Origin of the sequence: Kribbella sp. NBC_00482, from assembly GCF_036013725.1 — a bacterium.
In the GTDB taxonomy this organism is placed as follows: Bacteria; Actinomycetota; Actinomycetes; order Propionibacteriales; family Kribbellaceae; genus Kribbella.
In genome coordinates this window covers 8903571-8925263 of the sequence record NZ_CP107881.1, presented here as the reverse complement: position 1 = coordinate 8925263, position 21693 = coordinate 8903571, and the positions used below count along the sequence as shown (strand labels likewise).

Sequence of the window (21693 nt, the reverse complement as noted above, 5' to 3'; positions counted from 1 at the left end):
CTGGTCAGCGACGGCGTGTGCGGGCCGCCGGCGTACGGTGCGCGAGCAGGTTGCTCAGTTCTTCGGTTGCCTCCAGCAACCGTGGGACGTGGTCCCGGATGTCGCCGGGCAGTTCCTCGGACTTGCCCTCGACCACGGTCAGCGAGCCGATCGGGCGGCGGCCGAGCCGGACGGGTGCAGCGATCGCCCGGGTCGCGGCGTCGTACTCGCCGTCCGAGAATGCCCAGCCGGTCTGCACGGTGTCCTCGAAGACCCGCTCCAGCGAGGCTTCGTCGACCTCGGTGAGATCGGTGAACCGCGCGAACGGCCGCCCGGACAGCAGCGCGCGGCGTTCGTTGCGGTCGAGGAAGGCGAAGTACGCACGGGACGTCGCGCCGGCGTGCGCCGGGTACAGGTCACCGACCAGCGGGTGACTGCGCAGTGGACCGCCGCCGCCGTCGACCGCCGCGATGCAGCGCACGTGGAAACCGTCCGGGATCGTGAACGTCGCCGTCCGCTCGGTGTCCTGGGCCAGCCGCTCGAGCACCCCGTCGGCCAGCGCGGCCAGCCCGCCGGTGCGCTCCCACAGCGCCGCCATCCGCCACATCGTCGGGCCGAGGCTGTACCGGCGGCTGATCGGGTCCGGGCGGAGGAATCCCCGGAACGCCAGCGCCGCGAGCAGCCGCTGGGCCGACGACTTGTCGATCCCGAGCTCGTCGGCGAGCTCCATCACACCCCAGTCCCGGCGCTGCTCGGAGAACGAGATCAGGATCTGCAGCGCCCGGTCGACGGTCTGCAGCGGTGATCGTACGTCGTCATCCACGCGCAGAAGAGTAACGCAATGGCCCAATTATCGATCTCCTCTCTCATATAACGGGAAGTCGTTGCAGATGTCGCGCGTTCTCCTCGAATCTCTTCGGCATGAACCTCGTCCTGCGCCGCGTGGCCGCGATGCTGCCCGCGCTGATCGGCGTCGTGGTGTGCATCTTCGTGCTCACCCGGGTGCTGCCCGGCGATCCGGCCCGTACACTGGCCGGCGATCAGGCCGACCCGAGCGTGGTGGCGAAGATCCGCACCGACATGGGCCTCGACCGGCCGCTGCACATCCAGCTCGTCCGGTACTTCTCGGACCTGCTGCACGGCAACCTCGGTTTCGCCTGGCACACCGGGCACAGCGTGGCCTCCGACTTCGCGTCCCGGCTGCCCGCGACCGTGGAGCTCGCGCTGGTGGCGCTCGTGATCGCGCTGCTGGCCGGCGTACCGCTCGGGGTGATCAGCGCGACGCGCCGCGACCGTCCCGTCGACCACGCCGGCCGGGTGTTCTCGTTGCTCGGTGCGTCGATGCCGCTGTTCTGGCTCGGCCTGATGGTGATCGTGGTCTTCTACAACAAGCTCGGCTGGGCGCCGGCGCCGCTCGGCCGGGTGGCCGAGGGTATCAACCCGCCGACCGGCATCACCGGTCTCTACCTCGTCGACTCGCTGCTCACCGGCGACGTCGTGGCGTTCCGCTCGGCGCTGTCCCACATCATCTGGCCGGCGCTCTGCCTGGCGACCGGCAGTACGGCGATCATCGCGCGGATGACCCGGTCCGCGATGCTCGAGGTGATCGGTCAGGACTACGTCCGTACGGCGGTCTCCAAGGGCCTCAAGCCGTCGGTCGTGACCCTCAAACACGCGCTGCGGAACGCCGCCCCGGTGATCGTCACGATCTCCGGCCTGCAGTTCGGCCAGCTGATGGGCGGTGCGGTCATCACCGAGACCGTCTTCACCTGGCCCGGCATCGGTTCGTACGTCGTGCAGTCCGTGCTGGCCACCGACTACGCGCCGGTCCAGGCGTTCACGCTGGTGGCCGCGGTCGTCTACCTGGCGGCGAACCTCGTCGTCGACCTCGTCAACGCCCGCCTGGACCCGAGGATCGCCGATGCCTGATCTCAAGTCCCGCCCGACGACCACCCTCAGCCTGCTGCTGCGCAATCGCCTGGCTGTCGTCGGCCTCGTCTTCATCGCCCTGTGGACGCTCGGCGCACTCCTGTCCGGCCTCTCGCCGTACGGCGCAACGCAGCCCGGCGCCGGTGCTCTGCTCCAAGGGCCGTCGCTGGCGCACCCGTTCGGCACCGACAACTTCGGTCGGGATCTGCTCACGCGGGTGCTGGCCGGCGGCCGGATCTCGTTGTGGACCGGCCTGATCGCGATCGCTATCTCGCTGCTGATCGGCGTACCGCTGGGCGCCTTCGCGGGGTTCGTCCGCGGTCGCGCCGGCGGTCTGGTGATGCGGTTGATGGACATGCTGCTCGCGTTCCCGTCACTGGTACTCGCGATGGCGATCGCGGCCGCGCTCGGCCCGGGCATGGTCAGCGCGATGGTTGCCGTCGGCATCGTCGGGATCCCGGAGTTCGCCCGGATCGTGCACGGTCAGGTGCTGTCGCTGCGGGAGCGCGACTTCGTCGAGGCCGGGCACGCGATCGGCCTGCCGGGGAGCAGCATCCTGATCCGGCACATCGTGCCGAACGCACTGGCGCCGATCCTGGTCCGGGCCACGCTCGGCATGGGCTACGCCATTCTGACCGCCGCCTCGCTGAGCTTCATCGGCCTCGGCGCCCAGCCGCCCGACCCGGAGTGGGGCGTACTCATCTCGGACGGCCGCGGCTACATCATCAGCGGCGAGTGGTGGATGACCACGTTCCCCGGCCTGGCGATCGCGACCTCGATCCTCGGCTTCAACCTGCTCGGCGATGGCCTCCGGGACGTCCTCGACCCGCGCCTGCGGACCAGCAAATGACAAGGAGACCCCGCATGAAGCGGACAGTTCTCGCCCTCGCCGCGGCGACGGCCCTCGCGGTTTCCGGCTGTGCCGCGAACGCGAACAGCAACAGCAACAGCAGCGCGAAGGAGGACGCCGGCGACACCTTGGTCGCGGCGTACTCCGAAGGCGGCAAGACGCTCGACCCGGCCGAGGCGAACGACGTCACCTCGGACACCTTCGTCGTGGCGGCGTACGACCAGCTCGTCACCTACGCCCGGACCGAGGACGGCGGGAAGCCGAAGGCGAAGACCGACCAGATCGTGCCGATGCTGGCCGAGTCCTGGAAGGCGAGTGCGAACAACACGTCGTACACCTTCAAGCTGCGGGCGGACGCCAAGTTCCAGGACGGGGCGCCGGTCACGGCGGACGCGGTGGTGAAGTCGTTCGACCACATCAAGGCGTCCAGCTCGGCGAGCTTCCTCTACAAGATGGCCGGGATCGCGAAGGTCACCAAGGTCGACGAGCAGAATGTGAAGATCGACCTGACCGCGCCGAACCACCTGTTCCTGCAGATCCTGCCGATGTACTCGTTCTCGATCATCGACATGGACAAGGTGGCGCAGAACGGTGGCGCCAAGTGGCTGGCCACGAACACGGCCGGCTCAGGCCCGTACAAGATCACCAAGTGGGACCCGTCGACCGAGGCGGCGATGGCCCGCAACGACTCGTACTGGGGTGACAAGCCCAAGCTGGGCCAGGTGAACGTGAAGTTCATCGCCGAGGCCTCGAACCGGGTCCAGCTGCTCAAGAAGGGCGAGGTCGGCCTCGCGCTCGAGGTTCCGCCGAAGGACGTGCAGTCGCTGAAGGCCGCCGACGGCGTGATGATCGACTCGCGGGCCGGCAACAAGATCCTGTTCTTCGCGATGAACAACAAGATCAAGCCGTTCGACGACCCGCGGGTGCGGCAGGCGGTGTCGTACGCGATCCCGTACGACAAGCTGCTGAACGACGTGATGAAGGGCCAGGCGTCCCCGATGAAGTCGTCGGTGGCGAGCTCCACGCCGGGCTTCAGCGACGCCGGCTACACCTACACCCACGACCTGGACAAGGCCCGCGCGCTGCTCGCCCAGGCCGGTCTGCCGCAAGGCTTCAGCTTCGACTTCACGCTCGGGTCCGGCTTCGACGACTGGAACGACGACGCGGTGCTGATCCAGGCCGAGCTGGCCAAGATCGGCGTGAAGATGAACATCAAGAAGATGGCGCGGCCGCAGTTCCTGGAGGCGCTGGAGACCAAGAAGGTGCAGGCGTACATCACCCGCTGGACGTCGTTCGTCAACGACCCCGGCTACCACCTCGGCCTGCTGCTCACCAGCCAGGGCTCGAGCAACTACGCCAACTTCTCCGACCCGGTGGTGGACAAGGCCTGGCAGCAGGCGGCGACCGAGCCGGACCTTGCCAAGCGCAACAAGCTGTACGGCGCCGCGCAGCAGGAGATCAACGTCAAGGCGCCGTGGGCGTACCTGTACGAGTACAACATCGTGGTCGCGCACCGCGCCGGCCTCGACGGCTACACGTCGTACCCCGACGGCATCGTCCGCTTCTTCCAGCTGAGCGTGACGAAGTGAGCTGGGAGGAGACCGTCCTCGCGGAGATCGAGCGGACCGCGGACGAGCTGATCGAGCTGGCCGGTGATCTGATCCGGATCTCGAGCGAGAACCCGCCGGGGGACTGCACCGAGGTCGGTGAGTTCATCGCCGCCGTACTGCGGAAGGCGGGCGTCGAGGTGGAGATCCTCGACGCCGGCCAGGGCCGCCTGAACGTCGTCTCGCACCAGGGTGCAGCGTCCAATCAAGGTGCGGGGGGTGATCGTCATCTCGTGCTGGCCGGCCACTCGGACGTCGTACCGGTCGGTGACGTGAGCCGCTGGAGCTTCCCGCCGTTCGCCGGTGACGTGGTCGACGGGTACCTGCGCGGCCGCGGCGCGAGCGACATGAAGGCCGGTCTCGCCGGGATCATCCACGCGTACGTCGTGATGCACCGGCTCGGCGTACCGCTCGGTGGACGCTTGTCGCTCGCCGCGGTGCCGGACGAGGAAGCGGGTGGTCCGCTCGGCGCGGACTGGCTGCTCGACCAGGGCGTGCTGGACGGCGCGACCGGTGCCGTGATCGCGGAGCCGGCCGAGCGGACGCACCCGACGATCGGGCAGAAGGGCAGCAACTGGTTCCGGCTGACGGTATCCGGCCGGCCCGGCCACGGAAGCCTGCAGCCGTTGCACGGGACCAACGCGAATCTCCAAGCAGCGAAGGCGATTCTCGCGTTGCAGTCGCTGTGGGAGATGGTCCCGGACGCGCCGGCCGACGTACGGGAGCTGATCGCGCGGTCGCAGGTGTTCGCCGAGGAGCGGGAAGGATACGCGGCGGGGATCGGCGCGGTGTTCGACCATGTGACGATCAACGTCGGGAAGATCACCGGCGGGTCGGCGACCAACGTCGTCGCGGACAAGTGCGTCGTCGAGATCGACACCCGGGTTCCGATCGGTCTGAGCCGCGCACAGGTCCTGCAGCGGGTGGACGAGCTCTTGGCGGAGGCCGGTGTCGAGGCGACTGTGGAGCCGCTCGGGTTCCGCAGCGAGCCGAACTGGACTCTGCCCGACGACCCGATCGTGGTCGAGCTGGTCAGTGCACTGCGCGAGCTCACGGGTGAGCCGGCGGAGGGCGTGCTGCAGTGGGCGTCGTCCGATGCGCGGACGTTCCGCAGCCACGGCATCCCGGTGCTGCAGTACGGCCCGGCCGAGTTGTCGACAATCCACGGGTTCGACGAGCGCGCTCCGGTGGCGGACGTCGTACTGGCGGCGAAGACGTACGCGCTGACCACACTGCGCTATCTGGGCGTGGCCGATGAGTGATTTGTTGACCGTCGACAATCTGACGGTACGGATCGATACCTCGCGCGGACCGATCACGCCGGTCCGCGAGGTCAGCCTGCGCATCCCTCGCGGGAAGATGCTCGGGCTGGTGGGGGAGTCCGGGAGCGGTAAGAGCGTGACCGCGATGACGATCACGCGGCTGCTGCCGCGGCGGTCGGTGCACGTGGCCGGTGGGCGGATCGAGTTCGACGGACGGGACCTCACCAACCTGTCGGACCGGTCGCTGCGGGCCGTGCGGGGCAAGGAGATCGCGACGATCTTCCAGGAGCCGATGACCGCGCTCAACCCGGTGCTGACCATCGCCGACCAGGTCGCCGAGCCGCTGCGCGTGCACCTCGGGCTGTCCCGCCGGCAGGCCGCGGACCGTGCGGCCGAGCTGCTCGACATGGTCGGCATCCGCGATACCGCCCGGGTACTGCGGGACTACCCGCACCAGCTGTCGGGCGGGATGCGGCAGCGCGTGATGATCGCGATGGCGATGTCGTGCGAGCCGAAGCTGCTGATCGCGGACGAGCCGACGACCGCGCTCGACGTCACCACCCAGTTGCAGATCCTCGAACTCGTGATGGATCTGCAGCAGAAGCACGGTACGTCGGTGTTGCTGATCACCCACGATCTGGGAGTGGTCGCGCAGACCTGTGACGAGGTCACGGTGATGCACAACGGCCAGGTGCAGGAGACCGCACCGGTCGAGCAGATCTTCGAGGCACCGCAGGCGGACTACACGAAGCGATTGCTGAGCTTCCTGCCGTCGAGCCGGCCGCGGACGCGGGAGCCCCGGCCGACGGACGAGGCACCGCTGCTGGAGGTGTCCGATCTCGTCAAGGTGTTCCCCGGCAGGCGTCGTACCGAGCCTGTGACCGCCGTTGATGGGGTGAGCTTCAGTGTTGCGCCGGGCCGGACGCTGGCGATCGTGGGGGAGTCCGGGTCGGGGAAGTCGACGACCGGCCGGGCGTTGCTCCGGTTGCACGAGCCGACGTCCGGGGCGGTGACGTTCGACGGCGTCGACCTGCTCGGGCTGTCCGCGCAGGAGCTGCGGGCGATGCGGGCCCGGATGCAGATCGTCTTCCAGGACACGTATGCGTCGCTCGATCCGCGGTGGACGATCGAACGCACGCTGGCGGAGCCGCTCCGGTTGCATACCGACCTCGAGGTAACCGGGATCCGCGAGCGCCTGGTCGAGGTGATGGAGCTCGTCGGGCTGGAGGCCGAGCACCTCGAGCGGTTCCCGCACGAGTTCTCCGGTGGCCAGCGGCAGCGGATCGGCATCGCCCGGGCGTTGCTGCTCAACCCGTCGCTCGTGGTCTGCGACGAGCCGGTGTCCGCGCTCGACGTGTCGGTTCAGGCGCAGGTGCTCGAGCTACTCAAGGACCTGCAGGATCGGCTCGGGCTGGCCTACGTCTTCATCTCGCACGACCTGTCGGTGGTGCGGTTGATCGCCGACGACGTACTCGTGATGAGCCGCGGCAAGGTCGTCGAGCACGGCACGGTCGACGAGGTCTTCGCCGCGCCGAAACACCCGTACACCAAGGCGTTGCTGGCCGCGGTGCCGTCGCCCGATCCACGGGCGCGCCTCGATCGCGCCCAGCGCCGCGAACTCGTCGAAGCCGGTACGAAGGAGGCCGTCGCATGACCGTTTTGGGCATTGTGACCATCGGGCAGTCGCCGCGTAGCGACATGGTTCCAGAGATGCTGCAGTGGTTGCCGTCTTCGGTCGAGGTCCGCGAACGCGGTGCTCTGGACGGACTGTCGGCCGCCGATCTGGAGGCGCTGGCTCCGGAGCCGGGTGACGAGACGCTGACCACCCGGCTGCGCGACGGCTCGTCGGTGGTGATCGGCCGGGCCGGGATTCTGCCCCGGCTGCAGAACGCGATCGACATCCTGGAGTCGGGAGGAGCGGACGTCGTACTGATCGTCTGCACCGGCGACTTCCCGCCGTTCCGCCACAGCCGTCCGTTGCTGCTCGCGGGTCCATTGCTGACGGCGGGCCTGTCCGCGCTGGCGGGTGACGCGCTGGTCGGGGTGGTGTGCCCGCTGGAGGAGCAGGAGCAGCAGTCGTACGAGAAGTTCGAGCACTTGGAGCAGAAGATCAAGGTTGCGTGGGCGACGCCGTACCAGCCTGGTCTGACCGAGTTGGAGGACGCTGCCCGGTCGTTGGCCGCGGAGGGCGCGCAGCTGCTGGTGCTCGACTGTATGGGGTACACGCAGGAGCATCGTCAAGCAGCCGCGACCGCGTCAGGGCTTCCGGTGGTCCTGTCCCGATCGGTCGTTGCACGTCTCACCGCGGAGCTGACATGACCACTCCTACGAAGCCGCAGACCAAGCACCCGCGGGCGTTCGAGCCCGCGACGCTAGCGCTGCTAGTTATCTGTGCGGCCGTCGGCTCGGTCATCGGTCTGCAGATCATCACCACGCTCGGCGTCACGCCGAACACCGCCCTGATCGGTGTCCTGGTCGCGGTCGCGCTCAGCCGGGTGCCACTCGCCGTACTGCGGCCGTTCCGGTCTGTGCACCGGCAGAACCTGGTTCAGTCGACGATCTCCACCGCGACCTTCGCTGCCGCGAACTCGTTGCTGCTGCCGATCGCGATCCCGGTCGTCCTCGGGCGGCCCGGGCTGGTCTGGCCGATGCTGATCGGCGCCGGACTGGCGATGCTGATCGACTTCGTGATGCTGTACTGGCTCTTCGACTCGAAGGTCTTCCCGGGATCGGGTGCCTGGCCGCCAGGAGTCGCCGCGGCCGAGGCGATCAAGGCCGGTGACGAAGGCGGCAAACGGGCCGCGCTGCTGGGCGCCGGTACGGCGGTCGGCCTGCTCGGGTCCTGGCTCGGCGTACCGATGTCGGCGTTCGGCGTCGCGTTCATCGGGAACGTCGTCGCGCTCACCATGTTCGGGGTCGGGCTGTTGGCACGGGGCTACAGCACGGACCTGTTCGGGGTGGACATCGCGGCGCACTACATCCCGCACGGGCTGATGGTCGGCGCCGGTCTGGTCGCGTTGATCCAGGCCCTCGTGGTCGTCTTCCGCGGTCGGAGTACGCCGGAGCCAGTGGCGGAACGTACGACGTACACCCGCGACGACTCCACCGCAGGCCGCGGTCTCGGCAAGGGCTTCGTCCTGTACGTCGGAGCGGCGATCCTGCTGGCGATCACCGGCGGACTGATCGGCGACCTGGGAGTCGGCGAGCTCGTGCTCTGGGTGCTGTACGCCGCGGTGTCGTGCATCATCGCGGAGTTCATCGTCGGATTGTCGGCAATGCACTCCGGCTGGTTCCCGTCGTTCGCGACCTCGCTGATCTTCCTCACCATCGGCATGCTGCTCGGCTTCCCGCCGATCGCGCTCGCGCTGCTGGTCGGGTTCATCGCGGCCGGTGGGCCGGCGTTCGCGGACGCCGGGTACGACTTCAAGGCGGGCTGGCTGCTGCGCGGCCGGGGGAGCGACCCGGCGTTCGAGTTGGCGGGGCGGCGACAGCAGTTGTTCGCGGGCCTCATCGGGATGGCGGTCGCGGGCGTGGTCGTCGCGCTGACCTACCACGTGTACTTCGACCGCGACCTGTTCCCGCCGATCGTGCAGGTGTACGCCAAGACCATCCAGGCGGGCGCCGACGAAGGACTGATCGGCAAGTTGCTGCTCTGGGCCGTGCCCGGCGCGATCATCCAGGCGGTCGGCGGCGCGAAACGCCAGATGGGCATCCTGCTCGCCACCGGCACGCTGATCGTCAATCCGATCGCCGGATGGACGGTGCTCGCCGGGATCGTGCTGCGCGTCGCGTACCGCCGCTGGAAGGGCCCCGAGGCGGAGTCGCAGATGACCATCGCCGCGGCCGGCTTCATCGCCGGCGACGCGTTGTGGGGCTTCGGCAACAGCCTCGTGAAAACCAAGTTCTAGTCCCCTCTTTCTTTCCTCAAGGAGTTTCCAGATATGGCATGGCGTGAAGTACTCGACCTGTACGACATTCTCGACGACGCGGCTGCTTCCGGTGCGGCGGTGGCCGACTGGTTGCGGGCGCACGGTGTCGACGACGTCAGCGTGACGGCAGTGAAGGGTGACAAGGGCAGCACCGACTTCGTCCGGGCGGTCATCCCGGGAAGCCGGGGCCGGATCGCCGGCGGCGACGCACCGACGCTCGGGATCATCGGGCGGCTCGGTGGACTGGGCGCCCGGCCGGAGCGGATCGGGTTCGTCTCCGACGGCGACGGCGCGCTGGTCGCGCTCGCGGTGGCCGGCAAGCTGGGCACGATGCGGCAGCGTGGCGACCAGTTGCCGGGCGACGTCATTGTCGCGACGCATGTCTGCCCGGACGCCCCGACCCGCCCGCACGACCCGGTGCCGTTCATGGACTCGCCGGTCGACGTCGACGCGATGAACCGGCACGAGGTCGAGGACGCGATGGAGGCGATCCTGTCGGTCGACACCACCAAGGGCAACCGGGTCGTCAACCACCAGGGCTTCGCGATCTCGCCGACGGTCAAGGAAGGCTGGATCCTGCGCGTCAGCGAGGACCTGCTCGACCTGGCGTCGCAGGTGTCCGGTCGGCTGCCCGTCGTACTGCCGCTCACGATGCAGGACATCACGCCGTACGGGAACGACGTCTACCACATCAACTCGATCCTCCAGCCCTGTACGGCGACGTCCGCGCCGGTGGTCGGCGTCGCGATCACCACCGAGACCGCCGTACCCGGATGCGGCACCGGCGCCACCGACCTCACCAGCGTCGAGTCGGCCGCCCGCTTCTGCATCGAAACCGCCAAGACGTACGGCGACGGCACCGTCTCCTTCTACGACGAGGCCGACTTCACCCGCCTCACCGCCCGCTACGGCACCATGCACCACCTCCAGGGCATGGGCTGAGCAGCTATTCAGAGAGTTATTCAGAACAGAGTGGCTGGGTGCCTGGCTGACTCACTCTGTATCTGCGGGTCTGCTAGTACTACTGCCCGAGCTGGGGAGGATTTTGTGCCCGATTCGGCACAAGATCCTCCCCAGGTCAGGTTGTGCACCCGGGCTGACGCGATCGGATTCAACGCCTCACCAGTAGAGCCAACCGGTCAGCGTCGCGAGGCGCTTCGGCAAGCAACTCTCGCTGTTCATCCGACGGCGCCGGTCAGGGAGCGCTCGTACTGCTTGAGCGACGTCAACGCGCCTATGCATGGCAGACAGTTTCTCGCGTTCCGCTCTCTGGCTACCTCACCCTCGCCGGGTTCGTGCTGATCCAGGACGTGGGCTGAGTCTTCTACGGTAGGGGTGTCTGTTCTCGCTCGAACCGTTCGTCGGTGGGGTGTAGGCACTCTGGAGGAGGACCGTGAAGTACTTGCTGATGATCTGTGGCGACGAGTCGGCCGCTGCGCACGCCAACGACGGGTGCGGCGGCTGGTCGGAGGAGATGGAGGCTCGTGGGGTCATCGTCGGTGGCGCCGGGTTGCGGCCGCCGGACGAGGCCACCACGGTGCGGGTGCGGGAGGGGGAGCTGCTGCTGACGGACGGGCCGTTCGCGGAGACGAAGGAGCAGATCGGCGGGTTCACCCTGATCGACTGCGCCGACCTGGACGAGGCGATCGAGATCGCGTCGAAGCACCCTGCGGCCGGCTACGGCACGATCGAGATCCGGCCAGTGTTCGAACCGCCGGTGTGACGTTCGAGGAGATCTACCGGCAGGAGTGGGGCCAGGTGGTCGCCACTCTCATCCGGCTCACCGGCAACTGGGAGCTGGCGGAGGAGTGCGCGCAGGAGGCGTTCGCCGCGGCCCTGGAGCGGTGGCCGAAGGACGGCGTACCGGATCGGCCTGGTGCGTGGCTCACCACGACCGCACGCAACCGTGCGATCGACTGGCTGCGCCGCGAGGCAGTGGGTGCACAGAAGCTGCAGGAGGTGGCTGCGATGACGCATGACTCAGAGCCGCCGTACGACGTACCGGACGACCGCCTGCGGTTGATGTTCACCTGCTGCCATCCCGCACTGGCGATGGAGGCACGGGTGGCGTTGACCCTGCGGACACTGGCCGGTCTGAGTACGACGGAGATCGCGAGGGCGTTCCTGGTGCCGGAGACGACCATGTCGAAACGGCTGACCCGCGCGAAGCAGAAGATCCAGCACGCCGGCATCCCGTACCGCGTCCCACCCGCACACCTCCTGCCGGAGCGGACACCCGCCGTACTGGCTGTCCTGTACCTCCTCTTCAACGAGGGGTACTCCGACGTTGTCCGGAGCAACCTCAGCGGTGAAGCGATCAGACTGGCCAGACTGCTCGTCCAGCTCATGCCCGACGAACCTGAGGCCGCGGGACTGCTCGCACTGATGCTGCTGCACGATGCGCGCCGTGACACCCGCCTGGCACCGGACGGCGCACTGGTCACGCTGGACGAGCAGGACCGCACCCAATGGGACAACACACGTATCACTGAAGGCGTGGACCTCCTGGACTCCGCACTGCGCCGCGGCGAGCCCGGCCCGTACCAGGTCCAGGCCGCGATTGCGGCCTGCCACGCCACCGCCCGGACCGCAGCCGACACCGACTGGCCGCAGATCGCCGCCCTGTACGCCCAGCTCCCGCAGACTCCCGTAGTCGCTCTCAACCGCGCGGTGGCGATCGGCATGGCAGACGGCCCAGCTGTCGGCCTACGCCTGGTAGAAGAGCTGGCCGCCGGCCCCTTGCTCGGCTACCACCTCCTCCCAGCCACCCGAGCCGACTTCCTCCGCCGCCTGAACCGCCGTGCCGACGCCGCCACCGCCTACCGCGAGGCCCTGACCCTGGCCACAACGGACGCCGAACGCCGCTACCTGGAAAGGCGGCTGGCTGATTCGCTCATTTGAAATGCCCTCCCGCGCGTACTGTGGAAAGTGGGGGAGGGGGCGCAATGGTGGGGGAGACCGATTGGGCCGCGATCGGCGGTGAGTTCAGCCGGCGCGAGCTGACAGCACTGACCACGACACTCGAGAGCAACGGTGCGCTGCGGGAGGTCGTCGATCACGCGCTGGCCAAGGCCGGCAACAGTTCCGCAGAGTTCGAGCAGGCCTGGACAGCGGCGGGTCGGCAACCCGGAGCGACGCTCGTACTGGCTGCGTATCTCTACGCGCGGTGTCAGGCGGCGTGGGAGCGGACGGGCAACTACGAGGGAATCAGGGCGACGATCGAGAGCGCCCGTACCGGATGGGACCTGTGCGACCGGCCGCTCGGCTGGGAGGACCAGGCCACCGACCTGTTCCTGAAGCACGCCGCATCCCTGCCGGACTGCATGAACGCCGAGGGAGCGATCAACTGCTCCTGCCCGGTGGCGCTGGAGGTCCACGCCGCCGCGGTCTCGGAGGCCAACGCCGAGGTCCTTCGAGCGATTCGGGGCCTTGATCAACCAGGTGCCGAGAGCTTCGTGAAGTTCCTCTCCGAGATCGTCGAGAAACACTTCGTGACGTACGACGCGATTGCGGCGGTCGCCCACGGCGTACTGGGCTGGATCCTCGAAGGACCTGCCGCCGTCGACGAGCTCGAAGCGTGCATGACGCGGCTCGAGAAGGCGGAGTCCAGCCCGCTGCTGGCTGATGACGTCTACGCGTCAGAGCTGCGAGCGCACCGGTACGCGTTGCAGAGCCTGACCGAGCACACGCCTGGACCGGGGGTGCCGGAGCTGACGATCAGCGAAGCGCGCTTGGTCTACTGCTATCCGTTCGCCACCCCCGCGCGGATCAGCTGGGAGGACCTCGCGAAAGCGCACGCCCTGGCAGGTGCGCGGGACCAACTCGACGAGAAGCTGCATCTGTCCGACATCTGGAACAGCGACATCTATCAGGGCCGGGTGCTGACCTTGCCGCCGATCAACGTCCGCACGACAGCCGGCATCGATCTTCGCCATACCGTCGAGCTCCGGCTGAGCAAGTTCGGCAATCACTACATCAGGATCGAGTACGGCAACGACGGCGACGAGCTCGGACTGCACGAGATCTACCAAGGCCTGCGGCGGGCCTCGCACTCGATGGGCGACGAACAGGTCGCCTGGCTCGACGGCGGTGGGACCGAATCGTGGCAGCGTCTGCACGAGTTCGCGGACGAGGTCCACAAGGACCTGGCCGAGCAGGTCGACAGCGTGGACCCGGGCGAGTGGCACGCGGACTTCGGCAACGACTTCAACGTCGTACTGGAGATCCGCAAGGCGCAGATCGGCGGCGCGGACGGTCACGTGCGCGAAGCGACCGGTCAGGACATCGTCGACACGGCCGGACAGTTGCTGCTGAATCCGGTCACCGGTTACGCGACCGCGCTGGAGGAATGGACCCGTCGGCCGATGCCGGAGACGGTGCGCAACCTGATCGGGGACGCCGGGTACGACACCGACCTCGTCGCCAGGACCGACAACACGACACTGGTCGTGCTGCCGGGCAGTCCGAGCTGGGTCTATCTCGGCCAGGAGGAGAAGGTCGAGTTCGTTGCCTCGCTTCCCCCACTCCTGAAGCGGTGGCGCCGTGAACTGCGAGCGACCAAGGACGCGCTGGCCGCGTCGTTGACGCCCGGACGCATGGAGGAGACCAGGCGCGGGCAGGTAGAGGCCGACCGCCTCAAACTGGCCGGCCACGTGGCCGATGTCCGGTACTGCCTCGATCAGTTGCACAGCAACGCGTTGTGCCGGCCGGCGGTGCACCGTCGGCTGGTCGACAGGTTGTACGAGGCGGCAGGCCTGCTCCGGTACGAGGACGAACTCGAGGCCGAGATCCGTGAGGTCGAGGCACTCTACGAACTCGTCGCTGCGCATGTGAGCGTGGTCGAGGATCAGAAGGCGCGGGCGGAGGAAGTCGCGACCAGTAAGTACCAGCGGAGTATCCAGGTGATTCTGGGGTTGCTGGCGGCGTTGTCGCTGGTCGGGCTGTTCGACGCGATCAACCAGTTCGTCAAGGCGCCTGTCGCGGAACGGGTGTCCGTCGGCTGGGCCTCGGTCGAGCTCGGGTTCGTCTTGCTGGCTGCGGTCGCGATCGCTGTTGCGTTCGCGCTGCTGGGACGCCCTGGAGGCAGACATGGCGGCGATTCCTGACCTGGAGTTCGTGGACTCCTGGCAGCTGAAGCCGGAGCAGCTCGGGCGGCTGTACGACGAGGTGCTCGGCCCGAGCTTTCCCGTCGACGAGCTGATGCCGCGCGACAAGCTGCTGCCGCGGCTCGCCAAGGAGGACAGTGGAGTCTGCTGCCGCGCGGCGGTCGACCCGGCCGGGCGGGTCGTGGCGGCCATCATCGCGGACACCTACCCGGCGTCCCGCGTCCTGCTGCTGTCCTACCTGGCTGTCCTTTCGGAGCTCCGTGATCGCGGCGTCGGCACCGGACTGGCGAGCGACGCCGTACCGCGCTGGATCGCCCGCTACCGGCCGGCGCTGGCCGTCGCGGAGGTCGAGGACCCGCGCCGCCACGTCGCCAGCGACTCCGCCGGGTACGGCGACGCAGACTTGAGGATGCGGTTGTACGACGGCCTTGGCGGACTGATCCTGCCGATCCCGTACGTGCAGCCTGCCCTGACCGCGGGAGCGGACCGCGTCCGCAACCTGCTGCTGATGGTGTTCTATGCCGCCCCCGAAGTGTGCCCCGATCAGCGGCTCGGCCCGGAACTGTTGGTGCGGTTCCTGACCGACTACTTCACGGCGTGCGAAGGCAGGACGCCCGTCGACGCCGAGTTCACCGCGCTCCTCGACGCCTGCCAGCGCCCGGACGGCATCCCACTCGTGAAACCGTCCGAATATCTGTCGGACTGAGTGTCTGTCCCGGCCGAACCCGTTCGTCGGTCGGGTATGACGGACATCAGGAGTGCTGTGGCGGGAGAGCGGTCCGAGCTGGCTGAGCTGCTGGCCGGGCTGTCGGTAGACGACTGGGACAGGCCGACGCTGTGCGCCGGGTGGCGGGTGCGGGAGGTGGTCTCGCACATCACCATGCCGTATCGGATCTCGGTGCCGCGGTTCCTGGCCGGGATGGTCCGGGCGGGAGGCAGCTTCAACCGGTACGCCGACCGGCAGGCGCGGCAGGATGCGGTGGAGCTGACGTCGGCGCAGCTGGTCGAGTGTCTGCGGCAGAACATCAACCACCCGTGGAAACCGCCCGGTGGCGGGTTCGAGGGCGCGCTGTCGCACGACGTGATCCACGGCCTCGACGTGACCGTTGCACTGGGCATCGACCGGCAGGTGCCGTCCGAGCGGCTGCGGATCGTCTTCGACGCGATGAGGCCACGCCACGCCAAGTACTTCGGCGTCGACCTGACCGACGTACAACTGCAGGCAACCGACCTCACCTGGACCTACGGCGCCGGCACACCGCTCACCGGCGCGGCACAGGACCTCCTGCTGGTCCTCAGCGGCCGTAGCCTCCCACCGAACCACCTCTCCGGTCGCGACGCCGACCGCTTCACCGCTGGAGTGACCCGATGATCATCTGTCTCCCGATCGAGGACCGGCCGCGCTCGTACGCCTTCTACCAGGAGGCACTCGGCCTGACCCCGGTCGGCGAACCGGACGAGGACGGCATCCCCGAACCCCTGCAGTTCCAGCTCGCCGCCGACGTCAGGATGATGCTGATACCGACCGAAGGCTTCGGCTGGGTGCTGGGCGATCAGCCGGCCGCGCCTTATGGGCGGAGCGAGTGCATCCTCAGCGTGGAGGTCGACAGCGAAGAGGCTGTCAGCGCTCTGGCTGCCAAGGCGGTCGCCGCCGGGGCGGTAGAGGTGACGGCACCGACTCGCAAGCCGTGGACCTACATGGCCACTTTCACCGACCCCGACGGGCATCTCTGGATGGTCACGGCTCCTTGAGCTCGAGCGCGTAGTCGCCGTGGGTGGCGGTCCGGAGGATGACGCGGTTGGAATCGACCGTCAGGTCCGTGATCGGGTCGTCCACGTACAGCCCGGCGACCCGGGTGCCGGCCCCCGGATCCCACACCGCGACGTTGCCGCCGGTCGATCCGGTAACCAGCACGGTCCGCCCGTTGAGCGATCCGATCGCCACACACTGGACCGCTGAGGCGCGATCCGCCGCGTTCTCGATCCGCTTCCCGTCCGCGATCGTGTACATCCGCGCCCGCCCGCCGCACGCCACAGCGACGATCGCGCCGTACCCAGGAACGTTGCCCAAGGCCACAGAGGTTGCCTGCTCCAGGTTCGGCTTGACGTACAGCAGGTCCCAGCCCTGCTCGAGCACGTACGACGGCAGCTCGACGAACGGTCCGGCGATCGCCCGCGGGCGCTCGCCTGCCCGAGCCAAGGTCCGCCGGTCCCAGACCCAGACGGCGCCGTCGACCGATCCGGTCGCGATCACCGGCACGCCGTCCACCTCACCGGCCGCCGCGACCGACTGCGGCCAACCCTCCGGCCGATCCAGATCAAGCGACCGACGGCGAGCCTCGTCCCGCGAGAGCCCCTCCTGTTCTTTGCCAAGCTCCTCCGGGACCTTCGTCGGCACGAATCGGTCGTAGCGCCACTGCGTTGTCGAGGTACTGCGAAGCCGCGAGAGCGTGACACCGTCGCGATTCGCGTCGTACTCGAGCTGCTGCAACTGCACCAGGGCGGTGTCGTCGTAGTCGGGCGCCGCCGCGACGATCGGATGTCCGCCGACCAGGCCGATCGCGATGGCCCGAGTGCGTTCGTCGTACGGCGATTCCTCGACGTGCCTGTGCCCTTCGGTGAACCAGAACAGGCTTCTCCCGATCCCTGCGGCGACCACGAACGGTGCCCCGATCCGGGCGCCGGCCATGACGTCCTGCAGACTTCCGTTGTCGAACTGGATCGGATCGGTCCGCCAGCCCTCGCGGCCGTCAGCGGGGTTGATCAGCAGAATGCGATGGGCGCGGTCCGGGTCCGGCTCATCCTGCACGGCCAGGAGCACCAGCGCGCCGTCGTCCTCGACCCCGAAGCCGCGAACGTCGAGGGCCTCGAGTGCCGGCGGAAGGTGGAACGGCCGCAAGGTCACGGCGTCGACCATCTTCAGCGTGCCGTCGATGTCGATACCGGCGATGACCTGGTGCCCGTCGACCCGGCCGACCCCGATGGCGTGACCGAGGCCGACGTCCGCCGCGGCGATCCGTTCCTTGCTGCGGGCGTCCCACACCTCGACGATCCGGTCGTACCCGGCCGAGGTCACCACGACCGGGCGACCGTCGATGATGGACATCGCGACGGCGGTCGCCCGGTGGCCGAGCGAGATCATGGACATGGCATCCGGTACGCCGGTCCGCGGATCCCACAACTCGATCCGGGTGTCGACCGCGATGGCGACCACGGGAAGGTCGTCGACGTGGCCGAAGCCGAGACCACGGACCTTGCCGGTCGTGCCGTACGTCGACTCGAGATCCGCTCGCCAATCGAGGCTGCCCTCGACCATCCGCAGCCAAGGCGTGGTCGCGAGGCGGCCGACCGCATCGCCCAGTCCCGTCATCGAGGGGCCCGGGTACTCCTTCAACCGGGCGTGCAGCTGCCCCGGGAGCTGGGTGCGGTCGCGCGTGAGAGCAGTCCGGCTCCGGCGGAGGGTCCGCTCCATCACGTCGACGGGCTGGAACGTGGTCATCCACCGGACGGTCGCGTCGACGTCGTCGCGGGACGCGTCCTGTTCCATCACGAGCTTGGCCGCGGTGATCACCGCGTCGGTCTGGTCGACGCCCAGCAGGTCGACCGCGCGGGTCAGCCAGCCGGCATCGGTCACCAGATCGACGACCGCCGCGGACGCCGGTGCGATCCGGTCCGCATCGGCCACCAGATGCTCGGCGAGGTAGCGAACCGCGTAGAAGTTCGCGTCCGCCCAACCGTCCAGGGCCGACCGTTGCCGCTTCGCCAGCGCTCGCGCGATCCTCCGGTGGCCGGCGGCGTACGACGGCTGCACGTGAAAGTGCTCCACGAACGTCTGATGGGCGAGCCGGTAGGTGCTCTGCCCGTGCTCCCCGTCGAGCATCACGTACGGCGCCGCCGCGACCAGCAGGTTGTCGAGGTCGGCCTCGCCGGGTGGGCTCGCCGTGAACGCTCCAGCCGCTGTGGCCCAGATGCCGTCGGCCCGAGGCAGGCCCCGGCCGCGGGCATGGGCAAGGGCTTCCAGCAACGGACGGAAGTTGCGATCGGCAACTGTCAGCCGGTCCACCGCGGTCGCGAACAGGCCGCGGTGGTCCTCTTCCAGCAACTCTGCGAGCTCGGGCTGCGCGTCAGCGGTCAGCAATTCGGGCCGGGCGAGGATCTCGTGCACAGCCAGCCGGGCGTAGAGGAAATGCCGGTTGTGCGCCCCGACGCTCCGGGCCGCCGCGGCCGCGGTTCCGGGGTCGATCGGCAGCGAGGTCAACCGATGCTCGACGTACCTCGTCACCGCTTCGGCATCGAGTTCCACCGTCACGGTGGCGGTCGGTGTGAGCGCGTCGAGCAGGTTGGTGTCGTCCGGTTCCAGCAGGTCCGGTCCTTCGTTGGTCGAACGGCGGGTGCCGACGACGACCCGGCAGCCGGGGACCTCGGACAGTTGCCGCAGTACGGCGGCCACCTCCAGCGGATTCTGGGCCTCGTCCAGCGCGTCGACCATGACCGTGCGGTCCTCGACCACCGTCCGCAGACCTTCGATCGTGGTGGAGGCGTCCGGCTCCCCTTGGAGGTCGGCCGCCAGCCGGTTGATCACCTCGGCGGTCGTCAGACCGGTGAGCAGGACCGTGGCGTTGAAGACGTCGTCCGGCGGTTGCTCCGGCGCGGCCAGCCGCTCGACGCGGCGGGTGCGGATCAGCAGCTCGCGCAGCGACGGGTTGCTGTGTACGACGAGGTTGCCCAGGACGGCGGACTTGCCCGAGCCGGCCGGCCCGGTGACGGCGAGCAGCCCGGAGTCGGTCGTGCGCAGCCACTCGGTGATCTCCTGATGCTCCCGGCTGCGCCCTTCGAAGTACCAGGTCGGCTCACCGAGCTCCGCCCCCTGCGCCTTGGGCACGAAGAACTTGCGCTGGTCCTGCGACAAACCGGCAAGGAACGCCTCCAGCTCGAGATAGACGTCCTGGGTGGCGGTGACGCCGGCGCTGAGTGGCCGCGGCGGCGGGGTCAGCGGCCGGGCCTGGCCGAGCCCGACCCGGATCGACAGGCCGAACGCCAGCCGGTTCTCCAACCGGCCGACCAGGTCGTCGACCCGGATCACCTCGTCGTTGGGCGCGAAGGACTTCAACGCCTCGTCCAGAGCCTTCGGCACCGCCTTGAGGAAGCCCGATCCGGTGCCGCCGCCACCGAGCAGCGCGAAGCGCCCAGCCGGATTCGTCGTGGACAGGACCTCCGTCGCGAGCAGTTGGACGAACCGCTCGGCGCCGCAGGCCTCGATGACGACCAACGTCCACGCCCCGTGGTCGTCGCTCCGGTCGGCCCATTCGTCGGCCAGGTGCTTCGCCAGTTCCTGCGCGTGATGGCCGGTGCCCTTCTTGCGCTGCGTGCTGTTGTACGACGCCAGCCAGGCATCCTCCGTGTCCGACTCGCCATGGCCCACCCAGACCAGGACAGAACTCCGCGGCCCGTCCCGATCCGCCCAGGCGCCCAGCTCCTGCTGCACCCAGGCTGCGTCCGGCCGGCCGTCGGTCCAAGGGTGCACGACCCCGCCGTACGGTGTGAGCAGATCGGCGATCGCCTTGGCGTCGTCCTCGGCCGGGATCGACTCGAACGGCCGTCGTACCGCGGTGTTGTAGGCAGCGATCGGGATGGGGTAGATGGTGAATGCCGGCTCGCTCACTGGTCCGCCTCCTCGGGTGGGACCGCCAGGACCTGTTCGGTGACGGCCGATGCGCCGCCACCTTTCACCTCGACCCGGTAGACGCCTGGGTCCCTGAGGACGAACGATGCGGTCAGCACCCCGTCGCGACGCTGCAACTGCGGCACTGCGGCCTGCCAACGGCTGAAGGCGTCGACGACCCGGCACGACGTACCGGTCGCGTCCGCGCCGGACACCGTGATCGTGAGCGGCTCGTCGACCGACACCACATCGGGTACGTCGATCCCGATCTCGCCGGGGCCGAGCGGCGGACCGGCGGTGTCGTTGGTCAGGACGTCGCGCACGTGCGAGATGGCTTCCTCGGTCGCCGCAACGGCGCCGTGGGACTGCGGGAGTGTTCCGGGCGACAACCCGAACCCGGCGGCCGACCGGCGGAACACCGTGCCGTCGCCGCGCAGATCCAGCCGCTCCCTGATCACTCCGGCCGGATCAGTCATGCACGTGTGCATGAGCGGCGTCAGTACGCCGTCGCGTATCGACAGACTCTGCATCGTCGGCTGCTCGACGCCGACGAGCAGCCGCAGACTGCCGGCCTCCCCTTCCATGAGTTTGTCGTGCCGCAGAAGGGATTCGTCGGCAAGTTCCCGGTCGCCGCCGAGACCCGCGAGGTCGCTGGGCTCGAGCCGCCGGGCGGTCGCACCCTCGTCGACGCACCGATAGAAGGGCAGCAGGTCGTACAGCCCGGGCATGTGCTGGACCAGTTTGCGCAGCCGCTTGCGGGGAATCGGCAGGCCATCGCCCGAGCTCAGGATGTACGCCGACTTCACGGAGCCGTAGTACGGCGTGCCGAGCGTGACCGTCGTACGGACCTCGGATGCTCCGCCGAGCACGTGGTTGAAGTACCGGGCGACCAGGCCGCCCATCGAGTGCGCGACCAGGACGACCTTCGCGTCGGCGCTGCCCGACGGATGCGCCCGCCACTGGGACAGGTGCCGGTCGACGAGGCGCTCGAGCTCATGCGCGTTGTGTTCCACGGACAGTCGCCAGTCGTACGGGAACTCGCACAACGCATCCGGATGTGCGAGCACCCGTCCGATCCCGGTCAGCAATTTCGTGTACGGCTCGAAGCCCTGCAGCACCGGCGCGAACGCCGGGAAGCGCAACAGTCCGGTGGCACGGACGCGGCCTGTCCGGCCGGCCCGTTCGTCCTCCGTGACTGCCAATCGTTTGAGCGCTCTCCCCGTCGTCCACGCGCTGACCCACCAACTCGCGTCGTCGAGTCCCCACAGGACATCGCCCGTCTCGACGTCTGCCAGCGAACTCCCCATGATGCCCGGGATGACGATGACGGCATCCCGGGACACGGCCCCCACTGCGTCCATCCGAACCCA

General features: G+C 68.7%; 17 protein-coding genes. 14 read left to right on the top strand and 3 right to left on the bottom strand.

What is annotated here, in order from left to right; translation table 11 throughout:
* Window positions 1-4: 4 nt before the first annotated feature.
* Complete coding sequence (locus OHB24_RS42795; protein ID WP_327636715.1) at window positions 5-802, bottom strand: IclR family transcriptional regulator; 798 nt, start codon at window positions 800-802, stop codon at window positions 5-7.
* Window positions 803-900: 98 nt separating this feature from the next.
* Between OHB24_RS42795 and OHB24_RS42790 the strand changes: the two genes are divergently transcribed.
* From OHB24_RS42790 to OHB24_RS42725, 14 genes are all read left to right on the top strand, one after another.
* On the top strand, window positions 901-1908 hold the full coding sequence (locus OHB24_RS42790) for an ABC transporter permease (RefSeq protein WP_327636714.1): 1008 nt from the start codon (window positions 901-903) through the stop codon (window positions 1906-1908).
* Window positions 1901-2758, top strand: coding sequence for an ABC transporter permease (locus tag OHB24_RS42785; RefSeq protein WP_327636713.1), 858 nt, complete (start codon window positions 1901-1903; stop codon window positions 2756-2758). The genes OHB24_RS42790 and OHB24_RS42785 overlap by 8 nt, the downstream gene beginning before the upstream one ends.
* Before the next feature lie 14 nt (window positions 2759-2772).
* Complete coding sequence (locus OHB24_RS42780) at window positions 2773-4347, top strand: ABC transporter substrate-binding protein (RefSeq protein ID WP_327636712.1); 1575 nt, start codon at window positions 2773-2775, stop codon at window positions 4345-4347.
* On the top strand, window positions 4344-5627 hold the full coding sequence (locus OHB24_RS42775; protein WP_327636711.1) for a M20 family metallopeptidase: 1284 nt from the start codon (window positions 4344-4346) through the stop codon (window positions 5625-5627). Before OHB24_RS42780 ends, OHB24_RS42775 begins: the two co-directional genes overlap by 4 nt.
* Window positions 5620-7281 (top strand): ABC transporter ATP-binding protein, encoded by a 1662-nt coding sequence (locus OHB24_RS42770; RefSeq protein ID WP_327636710.1) that lies wholly within the window; start codon window positions 5620-5622, stop codon window positions 7279-7281. Before OHB24_RS42775 ends, OHB24_RS42770 begins: the two co-directional genes overlap by 8 nt.
* A complete protein-coding gene (locus tag OHB24_RS42765) occupies window positions 7278-7946 on the top strand; it encodes an AroM family protein (RefSeq protein WP_327636709.1) in 669 nt (222 codons plus the stop codon). Before OHB24_RS42770 ends, OHB24_RS42765 begins: the two co-directional genes overlap by 4 nt.
* Complete coding sequence (locus tag OHB24_RS42760; RefSeq protein WP_327636708.1) at window positions 7943-9535, top strand: OPT/YSL family transporter; 1593 nt, start codon at window positions 7943-7945, stop codon at window positions 9533-9535. Before OHB24_RS42765 ends, OHB24_RS42760 begins: the two co-directional genes overlap by 4 nt.
* 33 nt (window positions 9536-9568) lie before the next feature.
* On the top strand, window positions 9569-10498 hold the full coding sequence (locus OHB24_RS42755; RefSeq protein WP_327636707.1) for a DUF1177 domain-containing protein: 930 nt from the start codon (window positions 9569-9571) through the stop codon (window positions 10496-10498).
* 451 nt (window positions 10499-10949) lie between these two features.
* Window positions 10950-11279 (top strand): YciI family protein, encoded by a 330-nt coding sequence (locus tag OHB24_RS42750; RefSeq protein WP_327636706.1) that lies wholly within the window; start codon window positions 10950-10952, stop codon window positions 11277-11279.
* Entirely contained in the window at window positions 11276-12457 is a 1182-nt protein-coding gene (locus OHB24_RS42745) for an RNA polymerase sigma factor (RefSeq protein WP_327636705.1), read from the top strand. The genes OHB24_RS42750 and OHB24_RS42745 overlap by 4 nt, the downstream gene beginning before the upstream one ends.
* Window positions 12458-12501: 44 nt before the next feature.
* A complete protein-coding gene (locus tag OHB24_RS42740; protein WP_327636704.1) occupies window positions 12502-14661 on the top strand; it encodes a hypothetical protein in 2160 nt (719 codons plus the stop codon).
* A complete protein-coding gene (locus tag OHB24_RS42735; RefSeq protein WP_327636703.1) occupies window positions 14645-15367 on the top strand; it encodes a hypothetical protein in 723 nt (240 codons plus the stop codon). Before OHB24_RS42740 ends, OHB24_RS42735 begins: the two co-directional genes overlap by 17 nt.
* A 57-nt stretch (window positions 15368-15424) precedes the next feature.
* Complete coding sequence (locus tag OHB24_RS42730) at window positions 15425-16033, top strand: maleylpyruvate isomerase family mycothiol-dependent enzyme (RefSeq protein WP_327636702.1); 609 nt, start codon at window positions 15425-15427, stop codon at window positions 16031-16033.
* Window positions 16030-16413 (top strand): VOC family protein, encoded by a 384-nt coding sequence (locus OHB24_RS42725; RefSeq protein WP_327636701.1) that lies wholly within the window; start codon window positions 16030-16032, stop codon window positions 16411-16413. Before OHB24_RS42730 ends, OHB24_RS42725 begins: the two co-directional genes overlap by 4 nt.
* On the opposite strand, the gene OHB24_RS42720 is transcribed toward OHB24_RS42725, so the two are convergent.
* Window positions 16400-20323, bottom strand: coding sequence for an nSTAND1 domain-containing NTPase (locus OHB24_RS42720; protein ID WP_327636699.1), 3924 nt, complete (start codon window positions 20321-20323; stop codon window positions 16400-16402). The genes OHB24_RS42725 and OHB24_RS42720 overlap by 14 nt on opposite strands.
* On the bottom strand, window positions 20320-21684 hold the full coding sequence (locus OHB24_RS42715) for a lipase/acyltransferase domain-containing protein (RefSeq protein WP_327636698.1): 1365 nt from the start codon (window positions 21682-21684) through the stop codon (window positions 20320-20322). Before OHB24_RS42715 ends, OHB24_RS42720 begins: the two co-directional genes overlap by 4 nt.
* Window positions 21685-21693: the final 9 nt, after the last annotated feature.